At 71.1% G+C, this 13469-nt stretch carries 9 protein-coding genes; 2 read left to right on the forward strand and 7 right to left on the reverse strand.

Going from position 1 to position 13469, the window contains the following annotated elements; all coding sequences use genetic code 11:
• The first annotated feature begins 263 nt into the window (after nt 1-263).
• Nucleotides 264-2654, forward strand: coding sequence for a phosphoenolpyruvate synthase (ppsA, locus tag MQH31_RS03435; protein WP_243010916.1), 2391 nt, complete (start codon nt 264-266; stop codon nt 2652-2654).
• Nucleotides 2655-2694: 40 nt separating this feature from the next.
• Here ppsA and MQH31_RS03440 read toward each other — a convergent pair whose 3' ends face one another.
• The 3 genes from MQH31_RS03440 to MQH31_RS03450 all read right to left on the reverse strand — a co-directional run bounded on the left by MQH31_RS03440 (nt 2695) and on the right by MQH31_RS03450 (nt 3653).
• Entirely contained in the window at nt 2695-3042 is a 348-nt protein-coding gene (locus MQH31_RS03440) for a hypothetical protein (RefSeq protein ID WP_243010917.1), read from the reverse strand.
• Between the two features lie 107 nt (nt 3043-3149).
• Complete coding sequence (locus tag MQH31_RS03445; protein WP_134535745.1) at nt 3150-3368, reverse strand: hypothetical protein; 219 nt, start codon at nt 3366-3368, stop codon at nt 3150-3152.
• A 3-nt stretch (nt 3369-3371) separates the two neighbouring features.
• On the reverse strand, nt 3372-3653 hold the full coding sequence (locus MQH31_RS03450) for a glutaredoxin family protein (RefSeq protein WP_243010918.1): 282 nt from the start codon (nt 3651-3653) through the stop codon (nt 3372-3374).
• A 152-nt stretch (nt 3654-3805) separates the two neighbouring features.
• Here MQH31_RS03450 and MQH31_RS20825 point away from each other — a divergent pair, with 152 nt between their 5' ends.
• Nucleotides 3806-5488, forward strand: a complete 1683-nt coding sequence (locus MQH31_RS20825; RefSeq protein WP_243010919.1) for a tetratricopeptide repeat-containing diguanylate cyclase — start codon at nt 3806-3808, stop codon at nt 5486-5488.
• A gap of 6 nt (nt 5489-5494) precedes the next feature.
• Here the strand turns inward: MQH31_RS20825 and MQH31_RS03460 are convergent, their stop codons facing one another.
• The 4 genes from MQH31_RS03460 to MQH31_RS03490 all read right to left on the reverse strand — a co-directional run bounded on the left by MQH31_RS03460 (nt 5495) and on the right by MQH31_RS03490 (nt 13414).
• The gene (locus tag MQH31_RS03460; protein WP_243010920.1) at nt 5495-6010 is read right to left on the reverse strand and encodes a GNAT family N-acetyltransferase; all 516 of its coding nucleotides are present in this window, start codon (nt 6008-6010) and stop codon (nt 5495-5497) included.
• Complete coding sequence (locus MQH31_RS03465; RefSeq protein ID WP_166792684.1) at nt 6007-6285, reverse strand: type II toxin-antitoxin system TacA family antitoxin; 279 nt, start codon at nt 6283-6285, stop codon at nt 6007-6009. Before MQH31_RS03465 ends, MQH31_RS03460 begins: the two co-directional genes overlap by 4 nt.
• Before the next feature lie 70 nt (nt 6286-6355).
• A complete protein-coding gene (proA, locus tag MQH31_RS20555; protein ID WP_308196407.1) occupies nt 6356-12622 on the reverse strand; it encodes an anti-phage protein ProA in 6267 nt (2088 codons plus the stop codon).
• Nucleotides 12623-13180: 558 nt separating this feature from the next.
• Nucleotides 13181-13414 carry an antitoxin HicB gene (locus MQH31_RS03490; RefSeq protein WP_243010921.1) on the reverse strand — a complete coding sequence of 78 codons (234 nt, stop codon included), beginning with the start codon at nt 13412-13414 and terminating at the stop codon, nt 13181-13183.
• Between the last annotated feature and the right edge of the window lie 55 nt (nt 13415-13469).

Raw genomic sequence — 13469 nt, forward strand, 5'->3', positions numbered from 1 at the left:
GTACCGCACCTGGAACAGGTGCCCTCAGCAGCTGGAATCCAACGATCGAATCTGTCTAACCCCCAGACTAGGGCCAAAATCCATCGGCCCTCGCCCGGGGGACGCCTCCCGGATGAACTTCCGGGGAACACCCGGCGCCGGGTGCCTCCCCGGTCGCGGGCACTAGCCGCGGCCCGTGCGCAGCAGTAGGTTGCGAAGAACGGATGCCGTCGGCGCCACGGGACGCCGGGTCGCGGCTTCCTACAGGAGCGGTGGGAGTCATCATGTCAGAGCGTCATGTGGTCTGGTTCGAAGAGATCGGCCTCGCCGACATCCCCCAGGTCGGCGGGAAGAACGCCTCCCTCGGTGAGATGGTCGGCTCCCTCGCCGGCCAGGGCGTGCGGGTGCCCGACGGTTTCGCCACGACAGCGGATGCCTACCGCGCGTTCATCACGGAGAACGGCATCGAATCCGCCCTGCGGACCGCCCTCGACCGCTACCACGCCGGGGAGGCGACGCTGCGGGTGACGGGCGAGGCCCTGCGCGATCTGTTCCTGAACGGGGAGTTCCCCGAGGACACGGCCGCCGGCATCCGCTCGGCGTACCGGCAGCTGTCGGAGCGCTCCGGCCAGCCGAACCTCGCCGTCGCCGTGCGGAGCAGCGCGACCGCGGAGGACCTGCCGGACGCGAGCTTCGCCGGGCAGCAGGAGACCTTCCTGAACGTGACGGGGGAGCGGGACCTGCTCGCCGCCTGCCGCCGCTGTTATGCGAGCCTCTTCACCGACCGGGCGATCAGCTACCGCGAGGTGAAGGGCTTCGACCACCTCGACGTGGCCCTCTCGATCGGGGTGCAGCGGATGATCCGCTCCGACCTGGGCGGGTCCGGGGTGATGTTCTCGATCGACACCGACACCGGCTTCCCGGGCGCCGCCGTGATCAGCGCGGCCTGGGGGCTCGGCGAGACCGTGGTGCAGGGCGCCGTCGACCCGGACAAGTATCTCGTGTTCAAGTCGCTGCTCTCCGACCCCGGACTGACCCCGATCATCGAGAAGACCCTCGGCGCCAAGGCGACCAAGATGGTCTACGCCGCGGGCGGCAGCGCCCGCACCCGGGTGATCGACACCCCGCTGCGGGAACGGAACTCGTTCGTGCTGAGCGACCTCGAGATCGTGCAGCTCGCCCGCTGGGCGGTGATCGTGGAAGACCACTACGGCCGGCCGATGGACATGGAGTGGGCCAGGGACGGTGTCACGCACGAGCTGTACATGGTGCAGGCGCGGCCGGAGACGGTGCAGTCGCAGGCGAGCGGCACCGTCTTCACCGTGAGCCGGCTGCTCGAGAGCGGGCCGTTGATCGTCTCCGGCGTCGCGATCGGCGACAGCATCGCGACCGGGACCGCGTGCGTCATCCGCGACCCCGCCGACATCGACAACTTCATCGACGGCGCGATCCTCGTCACCGAGATGACCGACCCCGACTGGGTGCCGATCATGACCCGGGCCTCCGGGATCGTGACCGACCACGGCGGCCCGACCAGCCACGCCGCGATCGTCAGCCGGGAACTCGGCGTGCCCGCGGTCGTCGGCACCGGCACCGGAACCGACCTGATCGAGAACGGCGCCGCGATCACGCTCTCCTGCGCGGAGGGCGACGAGGGCTTCGTCTACGCCGGAACCCTCGCCTTCGAGACCGAGGAGGTGGACCTCGGCACGGTGCCGTCGACCCGCACCAAGCTGATGGTGAACATCGCGAGCCCTGCCGCCGCGTTCGAGTGGTGGCGGCTGCCGGCCGCGGGCGTCGGCCTGGCCCGGATGGAGTTCATCATCAACAACCTGATCACCATCCACCCGATGGCGCTCGTGCACCCGGAGCGGGTCACCGACCGGGCCGCGCTCCGGCGCATCCACGAACGCACCCGCGGCTTCGCCGACCCGAAGGAGTACTTCGTGCAGACGCTCGCGCTCGGCATCGCGAAGCTCACCGCGCCGTACTACCCCGACCCGGTGATCGTGCGGATGAGCGACTTCAAAACCAACGAGTACGCGCACCTGCTCGGCGGCAGCGCCTTCGAGCACACCGAGGAGAACCCGATGATCGGCTTCCGCGGCGCCTCCCGCTACTATGACGACCGCTACCGGGAGGGGTTCGCGCTCGAGTGCCGGGCGATCAAGCGGGTGCGCGAGGAGATCGGCTTCGCCAACGTGATCGTGATGGTGCCGTTCTGCCGCACCGTGGCCGAGGCGGACAAGGTGCTCGCCGTGATGGCCGCGAACGGGCTGACCCGCGGCGAGAACGGCCTGCAGGTGTACATGATGTGCGAGATCCCCGCGAACGTGATCCTCGCCGAGGAGTTCGCCACCCGGTTCGACGGCTTCTCGATCGGCTCGAACGACCTCACCCAGCTCGTGCTCGGCGTCGACAGGGACGCCGGCGACCTCGCCGGCCTCTTTGACGAGCGCGACGACGCGGTGAAGCGGATGATCAGCGAGGCCATTCGCAAGGCACACGCCGCCGGAATCAAGATCGGAATCTGCGGGCAGGCGCCGAGCAACTACCCGGACTTCGCGGCGTTCCTGGTGCGCGAGGGCATCGACTCGATCTCGCTCAACCCGGACAGCTTCCTGAAGACGGCGGGCATCGTCGCCGAGGCCGAGGGCACACTCGACACCGTGTGACGGCTGGCTCAGGCGGTGCGCTGGCTCAGGCGGTGCGGCGTCAGCCCTTGCTGTCGTCGTACTGCTCGAGCACGGCCTGCTCGTATTCGTACTCGGCGGCCTCGGCCGCGGCCCTCGCCTTGGCGACCCGCTGGCTGATCGCGTGCTCGGACTTCTCCAGCCGGCGCGCCTCGAGCGGGCTGGCGTTCTCGAGGAGGTCCTCGAGGGTGTCCGGGTCGAGGTGCATGGCCTCGATCGCATCGGCCTCCGACCGGGAGACCGCCGCCTTGCTGCGGAGCAGCCGCACCCGGGCATCCTTCGCGTCCTGCCGCTTCGCCGCCTCGGCGTTCGCAATGTCCTCGTCGCTGCCGAAGCGCTCGATGCGCTTGTCCTGGCCAGTGTCACCCATGATGCCTCCCCGTTTCCGTGGCATCGTAGCGCGGCTGCGCCGTCGGGGAAACGGCCCCGTGCGGGTGACGCGGGAGCGGGTGGTGCCGGGCCGGGTGGGGCCGTGCGTTAGCGGCGCGGGTTGCCGCGTCCGCTGGTCCAGAGCCAGCGGGCCCTGGCGGTCGCGATGCCGCCGGCGGCGAGGGCGACGATCGCCACCGGAACCGCAACGCCCACGAAGGCGTTGTGGTTCACCGCGTTGAAGTAGAGAGTGCCGAGCGCGATCGCACAGCAGACGAAACCGGCGATCCCGCACATCTGGAAGGTCCAGTCCTTGAGGCTGCGCACGGCTCAGGCCTCCACGGAGAACTGCGCGAGTTTGGTGCGCAGGTCGGCGTCGCTCGGCTCGACGAGGTGGCTCGCGTCGGGGAACACGATCACGGGGATCCGGGTGCGTCCGCTGATCGCGTGGGCGCGGTCCGCGCCGTCCGCCACGGTCTCGAGGTCGACGTAGTCGTAGTCGATGTCCAGGCCGTCGAGCACCTTCTTCGAGCGGCGGCAGTCGCTGCACCACTCCGCGCCGAACAGGGTGATGCGCGGGTCGGTGGGCACGGATGCTGTTGCTGCGGTCATCCGCCGATCTTACGGGGCCGCGCTGGGCATCCGCCTGCAGGGATGGTCAGGGGAGGGTCACAGGTCCGCCCTTTCGGGGGCTGTTTTCCGGCTGAATTCGGCCCGGTGCGGTGTTAGGTTCGAATGAGCGACAGACAGTCGGGGGGCTGAAGGTGGACTCGAAGGCGGCAGCACCAGACGTGCGTGGAGATCCGGCAGCGCCCGGTGCCACGGTCCCGGAGCCCGCTTCGTATTCGACGGCGGCACTGCTCGCCGCGTGCGAACGCTCGCGCGCCGACGGCCGGCACCTCGACGGGGCCGCCCAGGCCGAGCAGGTGCTCGCGACCTTCGGGATCGCCCCCGGTGACGAGGCGCAGGCCCGCGAACTCCTGTCACTGCACCGGTTGCGGCTCGGCGATGTGGAGGCATCCGTTCGTCACGGGCTGCTCGCGCTCGAATACCTGGTCGACACGGGTGAGCTGCTGCGGCAGTCGCAGCTGCACTGCACCCTGGCGCTGGCTTTCCACGAGACGGGCCTGCACGAGCCCGCGCTGCGGCACGTGCTCGGCGCGCTCGCGGCCGCTCGGGCCAGCGGCAGCCGGCTGGCCGAATTCTGGGCGCTCAGCCGATCCTCGATGGTGCACGTGGGCACGGGCGACTCGCCGCGTGCCCTCGAGCTGGGCCGGCAGGCGCTTGCCCTCTCGAACGAGCTCGACGACGCCGAGGCCCGATTCGCCGGCCTCAACAACCTCGGTGACACCTGCCTGGAGTTCGCCGTGGCCCAGAGGGTCCTGGGCCTCGACCCGGCGGAGGCGCTGGCCGAGGCGCTAGACAACGTGCAGCAGGCCGCAGCACTCGCCAACGGCCAGGGGCACACCTTCTGGGAGACGATCGCGCGCACCAATCTCGCCAATATCCTGATCGAGCTGGGCCGGTACGACGAGGCGCGCGAGCAGGTCGAGCTGTCCAGGAGCCTCGCGACGGCCAACGGGTACCGCAACCTCAGGCTCGACAACGAGGTGCAGCTCGCCGAGATCGTGCGGTCGGAGGGACGCATCGACGAGGCGACCGCCATGATGGTCGCCCAGCTGGGGTCGCCCTTCGTCGAGGACGACCCTGCGCGGCTCACCCGGTTGCATCGGGCCCTCGTGCAGATGTGCAAGGAGAGCGGCCGGTTTGAGCTCGCGCTCGGCCATTCCGAGGCGCTACACGCGTTGACCCTGCGCCTCACGACGCAGACGGCCGGTCTGCAATCCCGGATGCTGATCAACACTCTCGAGATCGAACACGCCCGCCACGAGACCGAGCGGTCGCAGCTCGAGGCGCAGGTGCTGCGCATCCGTGCGGAAAAGCTGGACCACCAGGCGCACACCGACCCGCTCACGATGCTGCCGAACCGGCGTGCACTCGAGCGGCAACTGCCGGCACTGATGCGCCGGGCGAAGGACCGAGCGCAGCCGCTCTGCGCGGCGATGGTCGACCTCGACCACTTCAAACGGGTCAACGACGCCCACGGCCACGCCACCGGCGACCGGGTGCTGGCCGAGATGGGCACGATCCTGACCGCGGCCATCCGGGACAGCGACCTCGCGGTGCGGCTCGGCGGCGAGGAATTCCTCCTGGTCTTCGGCGATGCGACCCCGGGGGCCGCGACCAAGGCCTGCGAGCGCCTGCTCGAGGCCGTGCGCTCCTTCACCTGGGACGAGATCGGCCCCGGGCTGGTCTGCACGGTGAGCATCGGCCTGGCAGTGCGGAACGCCGGCGAACGCACCGCGCACTGGCTCGCCCGCGCCGACTCGGCCCTGTACCAGGCGAAGAGCGCCGGCCGCGACCGCGTCGCGATGGCCCCGCAGTAGCCGCCGTTAGGTGATGGCCCGCTCGGCGCTCGCGCGAATGTCGCCGAGAGCCAGGAACAGGGTCCGGTCGTCGAGCGGCGACGTCACGAACCCGAAGTGCCGGTACCGACTCGTTGCGGTGTCGTCGATGGCGTGCACCAGCAGCGCCCGCGCCCCCACGGATGCCGCGGCTCCGGCCGCTCGCATGACCGCGTCCCTGAGCAGTGAAGCATCGAGGCCGACGCCGTGGTGACCCGAGTCGACCGCCAGGCGGCCGAGCAGGATGACGGGGATCGGGTCGGGCATGTTCCTCCGCACGCGGCCTGGTGCCTGATCGACGGCGACCGAGGACGCGGCAAGCGTGTAGTAGCCCACCACCGTGCTGTTGGTGGTTGGGCAGGTCACGAACGTGCGCGAGGCGCCGGAGAGCTCGTTTTTGAGCGCCCGCGTGCGGAGCCAGTCATCCAAGACCGTGTTGCCGCTGGCGAAACTCTCTCGCACGTGCTCGGGCGTCAGCGGAACCGGAGGCCGGTACCGGGTCATTCGTCGAAGACGGACGGTCGCCTCAGAAGCGCCACCAGCTCGGCCACTGGCCGGGCGGGTGCATCGAGGCGTTCCTGGAATTCGTCCCACGCGGCCGGCGAGACGGCGAACACCCGTCGATCGGAGAGGACCTCCTCCGCGCGCGCGGTGAGGGCGTCGACCGAGAACTCGGTGACAGTGCTGCCGACGGCGGCGGCGGCGCGTTCGATCGTTGTCTTCTCGCGCGGGGACATCCGCATGGCCAGTCGTGCGCTCTTTGCCGTGGATTCGGTCATGCCCAGAATGTACGCCGCATAGGCGTACACAACAACAGGACAGTTTGGCGGGCTCGCCGATCACGGCCAGTTACCGGGGACCGGGGAGGAGGAGGCCGGCGGGGGTGCGGGTGAGGCGGGCGGTCTCCAGGGCCAGGGCGAGGGCCGCGTCGAGGCGGACGCCGACGGTTCCGCGGGTGCTGCGCCCGCCGAAGAAGGCGAGGGCCTCACGCTTGAGCTCGGCGTCGTCGATGCCGGCCGCGGCCTCGGCCGCGAGCCGCATCGCATTGGCGATCTCCACGAGCGGAACGTGTTCGAGGGATCGGGTGACCCCGGGCGGGGTGCGCCGGGCGCCGTGCCAGCCGGACGGGTCGATCGACTCCGGCCAGTAGAACGGCTCGTCGGTGCCGAGCGGCAGGTCCGCGGGCACGCACCGCACGAGGGATGCCGCCCGCGCCTGGTTCACCCGGTCGAGACCGAATGCCGCCGCCACGAGCTTGATCAGCCGGGCGCTGTGGATCGGGCCCTCGGCCGCGACCGCCGCACGAATCGCGGACTGCACCTTCGCCGTGGCCGCGGTCCGCGGCAGGGCGTCGAGCACCGTGACCGACCCGAGCAGCCCGGGAGACCACTCGGCGTAGTCCTGCACGAGCGAGGTCGTGGTCGCACTGGTGTTGGCCAGTGCCGCGATCGGGGCGGAAACCGTCCGGGATGCGACGAGTGCCTCGGGTGCAGTCTGTCGCGTCTCGATGCTGGCTGGTACGGGCGTGACGACCGTCGGGAGGGCGATCTCACCAGAAGCGGCAGCGGCGGCCTCGACTGCGGCGGCGAGCCGGGCGATGGTCTCGTCGCGGTGGTGCAGCCACTCGGGCATCCAGACCCGTTCGACGCCGGGCCAGCGCATGATGCCCTGGAGTACGTCCACGGGCAGGCCGTCGCGGTCGGAGACCGTGCGCCGGGCGCGCCAGTTCGGCCCGTCGAGCAGCACCGCGACGAGCGGCCGTGAGGGGTCATCGGCCGAGGCCAGGCTCAGGTCCACCCGGAAGTCGGAGAGGCCGACGTCGGTCTGCACGACGTGCCCCGCGGCGCGGAGCGCGGCCGCGATGTCGTCGCGGTGCCGGTCCACGGTGGACTGGCGGCGGACATCCGTGCTCAGGGCCTCGGCGCCCGCCGCGGCCATCTCGAGGTAGGCCTTGAGGTGCTTGATGCCGATCGAGCTGGTGTCTTGCGCGCGCAGCACCGCCGGGTCGAAGCTCGCGTAGAGCACCACCTGCCGCCGGGCGCGGGTGATCGCCACGTTCAGGCGGCGCTCGCCGCCGGCCCGGGAGAGCGGCCCGAAGTTCAGCGGCACGACGCCCTTCTCGTTGGCGCTGAACGCGATCGAGAAGAGGATGCTGTCGCGCTCGTCGCCCTGCACATTCTCGAGGTTCTTGACGAAGAGGCCGTCGACCTCGTCCAGGGCGAGGGCGATGCGCTCGTCGTCGCTGTCGCGAAGCAGGTTCTCGATCAGGTCCCGCTGCTGGGCATTGAACGTGATCACCCCGACCGACGGGGACACCCCGGGCGAGGCCGTGAAGCGGCGCTCGATGTCGTCGACGATCGCACGCGCCTCGACGGGGTTGGTGCGGAGCGCCTTGCCGCGCCCGGAGCGCTCGAACTGGCCGTCCACCCGCACGAGCGAGACGCCGTGGTCGCTGAGAACGCTGGCAGCGGGCGCCGGGAACGACGCGAGCCGGCTCTCGTAGTAGTAGTGGTTGCTGAACGCGATGAGCGACTCGTCCTGGCTGCGGTAGTGCCACGAGAGCCACTTGCTCGGCACCCGCGCCTGCACACACTCGGTGAGGATCGACTCCTCGTCCGCGACCGTGCCGAGCACGCCGTCGGCACCGAGGCCGTCGAGGCCGGCGTCCTCCTCGTCGATGTTCGCGCTCGCCTCGGCGAAGCTCGTCGGCGGCATCTGCTTGCTGTCGCCCACCACGACCACCGACGCCGCCCGGCCCATCGCCCCGATCGCATCCGCCACCCGGATCTGCGAGGCCTCGTCGAACACGACGATGTCGAACAGGGCCGCGGATGCCGGGAAGAACCGGGCCACGGATTCCGGGCTCATCAGGGTGCACGGCATCACCTGGGTGATCAGCTCGCCGTAGTTCTCGAGCAGGGCGCGCACGCTCATGCCGCCGCGCTGCCGGTCGAGCTGGCGGCGCAGGCCGCCGACCTGCCCGGAGGCGAGGTTCGTGTCGAAGCGGCGGAGCCCGAGCACCTCGGCTGGGATGGCCCGGGGGAGTTCGCCGCGCACCGCGCGCGTGCTCGCCGTGAACCGGGTGATGGTCTTGCTGTGCGCCACGAGGTTGAAGTCGCCGAGGGCGGTGGCGTCCTCGCGCTCGGTGATCGAGGCGAGGGCGAGGCCCTTGTCGAAGGCGAGCGCGGCATCCTCGGCCGGGATGCTGCCGGCCAGCAGCGCGGCGCGGGCGTCGGTGAGTCCGTGCCGGCGCAGCGGCTCGAGGTGCCGCACGAGGGCGAGCCAGCGCTCGAGCACGACCGGCTGGGCGGAGTCGACCGAGCGCACGCCCCGGGTCGCCCACCAGCGGGACACGAAGCCGAGCTCGCCGGCCCAGCGGGCGCGGTCGGCGGGCTGCACGTCGGCGGCGGTGTCGAGGGTCTGCCAGGCCCCGGCGAGGGCGGTGAGCGGCTCCTGCCCGGCGCCGAGCGGGGTGGACGCGTAGTACGCGCGCAGGTCGGCGGTGTGCGTGGGGGTGTCCGCGGCGGCGGCGGCCGCGGGCCGGTTGAGCGCGTCGCCCAGCCAGCCGAGCCAGGCCAGACCGGTGGCGAGATCCTCGGCGTCGGCCGCGACGAACGGGTTCCACCGCGCGTCGACGAGCGGCACCGGCAGGGTGAGCGCGGCGTCGCGCAGCCCCTGCGCCTCGGCGTGCGCGGCGGCGAGGGCCGCGGTCAGGGTGGAGAGCGTCTTGAGCGGCACGGCCTTCTCTGGCACGGATGCCGCGTCGCCGGTGAGTGCGTCGGCGATCTGCGCGAGCACCGCGCGGCGCTTCTTCTTGCGGCCGAAGAACCCGGCGGCGTCTGCGTCGAGGGCCGCAGCGTGGATCCCGGGCACATCGCGGTCGAGCACGGTCGGCGCGACCCGGGTCAGCCAGTCCGGACGCGACGCCCGCAGCGCCGCGAGGTGCTTCTCGAGGCCGGCGATGAACGCGCGCCACTCGGCGGTGTGCAGGGTGTCGACCGCGCTGACGGGGTGCCGGGGCGCGGCGGCGAGGTCGCGCCATTCCCCGGCGAGGGCGGCCGAGGGCATCCGGTTCAGGGTGTCGAGGTCGAAGCCGGCGGCCTGCGCGGCCATGAGGGCGTCGTCGAAGGAGCGCCCGGCCGCGTGGATCGCGGCGGTGCGCAGCGCGATTGCGATGGCGGTCGACGGCGACGAGCCTGCGGCCAGCGACCCGGCGGCACCGATACCGGCAGCACCGGCACCGGCGTCGGAGGTCCCGGTGGAGGCCGTACCCGCGTAGGTCGCCCCAACGGACACCGTGCCGACCGCTCGGGCCGCCCGCACGGCCTCGGCGGCGGACTCGGCCGACGCCGATCCCGCACCGGCGCCGCGCCCGAGCCGTTCGTCGACGAAGCCCCAGGGGTGCGCGAGTCCCGGTCGGGCCAGGTCGGACACCTCCGGCAACTGCCGGAGCACGTGCCGCAGCTCGTCGAACACGGGCGCGGGGGAGCCGCCCACGAGCGGGCCGGGGATGGCGAGCGGCTCGACCGAGGCATCCGCCGCAAGGGCGTGGGTGCGGGCGGAGTAGAGGGAGAGGCCGGCGGCGTTGGCCTCGTGCAGCCGGTCGGCGTAGCGGGCGAGGGTGCCGCGGCTGGCGGCGGCGGCCTCCCGGTTCGCGGCGAGGGCGGGCAGGTCGGGGTCGATGCGCAGCTCGAGGGCCGCCTTGATCTGGGCGCGCACCGCCGCGGGGCGGGCGCCCGTGTCGTGCAGGTCGAGGGAGAAGTCGCCGAGTCCGACGCTCTCGAGGCGCTTCTTCACGACGTCGAGGGCGGCGCGCTTCTCGGCGACGAACAGCACCCGCTTCCCGTCGGCGAGGGCGCGGGCGAGCAGGTTGGTGATGGTCTGGGACTTGCCGGTTCCGGGCGGGCCTTCGAGCACGAAGGTGCGCCCGGCCGTGGCCTCGGCGACGGCCTCGAGCTGGGAGGAGTCCGCCGGCACCGGCACGGAGCCGCCGAGCGCGTCGAGGTCCACGGACGGAACGCCCGAGGCGGGAGCCGTCGGAGACTCGGCCGGCTGGGCCAGGCTCCACGCCCCACCCCCGCCGGCGCCGGCCGCGGCGACCGGGTCGGCATAGGCATCCAGCGGCGTGTTGATCAGGTGTGCGACGAGGCTGTTCTGCGACAGGGCCTCCCAGTTTTCGTCGAGGTCCTTCCAGAGTCGGAACTTCGCGAACTGCAGAATGGACAGCTCCACGGTCTCCTCGACCCGGAACGGCAGCCCGGCCGCCGCGATCGCCTCGCGCACCGCGGTGAACGCGGCGCCGAGGTCGATGCCCGAGGCATCCTCCCCGGGGGTCGCGAGCCCGGCGATCTCGAGCCCGAAGCTCGCCCGCAGCTTCTCGAGCAGGCAGTAGTTCGGCGTGGACGCCCCGGCCTCGTCGACCGTCAGCCGGTACGACGAGCCGCGGCTCGCGCTCGTCATGTTCACCGGGATCAGCACGAGCGGCGACCGCAGTTCCCGGTCGTTGAACCGCCAGTGCAGCATCCCGAACGTCAGGTAGAGGTTGTTCGCGCCGGTCTCCTCCACGATGGTGCGGGCCTTGTTGGCGAGGTAGCGCAGCTTGCTCGTGTACGACGCCTCCGTGATGTCCACGAACGCGCCCTTCTTGTCGGCGAGCATCAGCTCGCGGGTCTGCTCGGGCAGGTCCTTCCCGAAGCGGATGCCCCGGGCTCGGTCCACGTTCGGCACCGCGTCGGAGGGCACGAGGGTGATCGGGGTGCCGGCGTTGATGGCGTCCTCGAGGCGGGCGACGGCCGGCCCGGGCACGAACAGCGGGTAGCCGGAGCGGTCGGTGTAGTTGATCAGCTTGTTGCGCAGGCTCAGGTCGAGCAGCGCGTTCTTCCACTGGGTAACCCGCGGCGGCACCGGCGTCGCCTCGGGAGCGGTCGAAGCAACGGCCGACCCGTCCCGCGCATAGTACGGAGCGATCACCGGCCCGGCCCCCGCCTGGTACACCGTCACGGTGACCGCACCGTCGGGCCCGACCGAGCGACTCGGCAGCGGCCAGATCCGCGACTGCCGGGCGGTGCGCACGTCGGTCACACCCAGGAACTTCTCCAGCCCCGCCGCGAGGTACTGCGTGTGCGGGCTCCGCCGCGCCTCGGCGAACGGCATCGAGGTCGACCCGCCCGTGGCACCGGTCGTTTCAATGAGCCCGATCGAGCCGAGGTCGACGAGATTGACGATGTCGGCGACATCCGTGTGGGCGACGGCGCCGAGCGCCGAGTCGACCCGCCAATAGCCGAGGAAGATGTGCCCCTCGAGCAGCCAGAGCGTGGAGTTGAGGCCGGCCTGTTCGAGGGCGGCGGCGAGGGTGACGGTGGTGTCGAGGCAGGTGCCGAGCCGGCCCTCGAGCACCTCGGCGGGCGTGCGCACCTTCTGTCCGGTCGTGCCCCAGCTCGCGGGGCCGACCGCGTAGCGGATGTCCCGGGCCCGCATCGCGTCGTAGATCGCCTCGACCGTGGCGTCGACCCGCTCGGGGCTCTCGGACTGGTACCCGCTGAGGGAGGAGTCGCCCGTGCGCTGCTGGAGCAGGTCGCTCGCCTCGACGAGCAGCGGCGCGATGGCGGCGGCGTTCGGCTGCACGTGCGCGGCGAGGAGTTCGAGGCCGAGGTGCAGGGGAGTGGCGATCCACTGGCTGGACGCGAGGATCTGCACCGCCGCCCTCGTCTCGGCGAGGAGGGTGCCGGCGGAGTCGCGCAGGGTGGCGCGGATCGAGCCCGGCCGCTGCTCCTCGACGGCGAGCATGAGCGCCGGGTCGAGCACGAGCTCGACGGTGCGGAGGGTGGTGCTCTGCCCCGCGCCGAGGTCGACGATGGTGACCTGCGGGGCGCCGAGCGACCCGGCGGCGCTCGTGACCTCGATCTCGAGGGTCGCGGCGCGCTGCTCCCCGCCGAGGTTCTCGATCACGATCTCGTCGACGACCGGCACCCGGCAGTGCGCCATCGCGTAGGAGAGGAACGGCACCGAGCTGATCCCGATGCGGGCGGATGCCGCGGCTGCGGCAGCCGGGGAGCCTGCGGTCACGGCCGCAATGGCAGCGCCCTCAGTCTCGGTCTCAGAGTCAATCTGGTCCACGGATTCCCCTTCGTGCGGCGACATGTCACGTCGACCCAGACAGCCGCCGGATCACGTCGAAGCGCTGCCCCCGATTGTAGGCGGTGGCTCTGACACCGCTCGATGACCGCACAGCGGTTCTCGACTTCCTCTTGTAAGAGTGGGTGATCACGGATGAGATGTGAGCCATGAAGGCGATTGTGACGCTCGGCAGGAATGGCCGTTTCACGCTGCCTGCCGCCTATCCGTGCGACTCTCGGGCTGAAAACAGGGAGATCAGCTGGAGGTGTCCCTGGATGGATCGGGCAGGTCGCTTACTGTCTCGCCGGCTCCCGATCTAGAGGAGCTCAGTGCCCGCATGTCCAGCTCTGGGAAACGGCGAATTCCGGTGACGGATGTCGATGCCTTCTACCAGGAGAACCGCCGGCAAAGTCCGGGGTCTTGATCGTGAAAGCTTCAGTCATTCGAGATTTAGCTCGCGCGCGGGAGATCGCTCGGGGATGGCAAGGTCAGACCCACGGAACTCCACCGTGGCGGCGATCCAGGCTGCGGCGAGATCGCCTCCGCTAATTGCGGCATTCATCGCTCTCCCGATTGGGCCGGACCGGACTGTGCGGCCGGCCCCGGCAGGTTCTCACCGGTCACTTTCAGGTCTGCGACGACATTCGCGACAAGATTCCGAATGCCCACGAGAGCATCCGCCCGCTCGGCCGCCAGCCAGGAGAGCGACGGGTATTCGGCGACCAGGCCGACGTATTCGTTGTCGTCACCAGACCAGGTCACCCGGTAGGTGTATCGATTGACATCCGTCATTCGGAATCTCCTTTCGCCATTAGCGCTGTTCCGGAAGCCGTCCAAAAATGGTTTC

The sequence above is a fragment of the Cryobacterium zhongshanensis genome, from assembly GCF_022760445.1.
GTDB classification, from domain to species: Bacteria; Actinomycetota; Actinomycetes; order Actinomycetales; family Microbacteriaceae; genus Cryobacterium; species Cryobacterium algoricola.

Coding starts and splice junctions, on each gene's coding strand:
- MQH31_RS03465 (WP_166792684.1), bottom strand. CDS start 6,285: ATGACCGAATCCACGGCAAAGAGCGCACGACTGGCCATGCGGATGTCC.
- MQH31_RS03490 (WP_243010921.1), bottom strand. CDS start 13,414: ATGACGGATGTCAATCGATACACCTACCGGGTGACCTGGTCTGGTGAC.
- MQH31_RS03460 (WP_243010920.1), bottom strand. CDS start 6,010: ATGACCCGGTACCGGCCTCCGGTTCCGCTGACGCCCGAGCACGTGCGA.
- ppsA (WP_243010916.1), top strand. CDS start 264: ATGTCAGAGCGTCATGTGGTCTGGTTCGAAGAGATCGGCCTCGCCGAC.
- MQH31_RS03440 (WP_243010917.1), bottom strand. CDS start 3,042: ATGGGTGACACTGGCCAGGACAAGCGCATCGAGCGCTTCGGCAGCGAC.
- MQH31_RS03450 (WP_243010918.1), bottom strand. CDS start 3,653: ATGACCGCAGCAACAGCATCCGTGCCCACCGACCCGCGCATCACCCTG.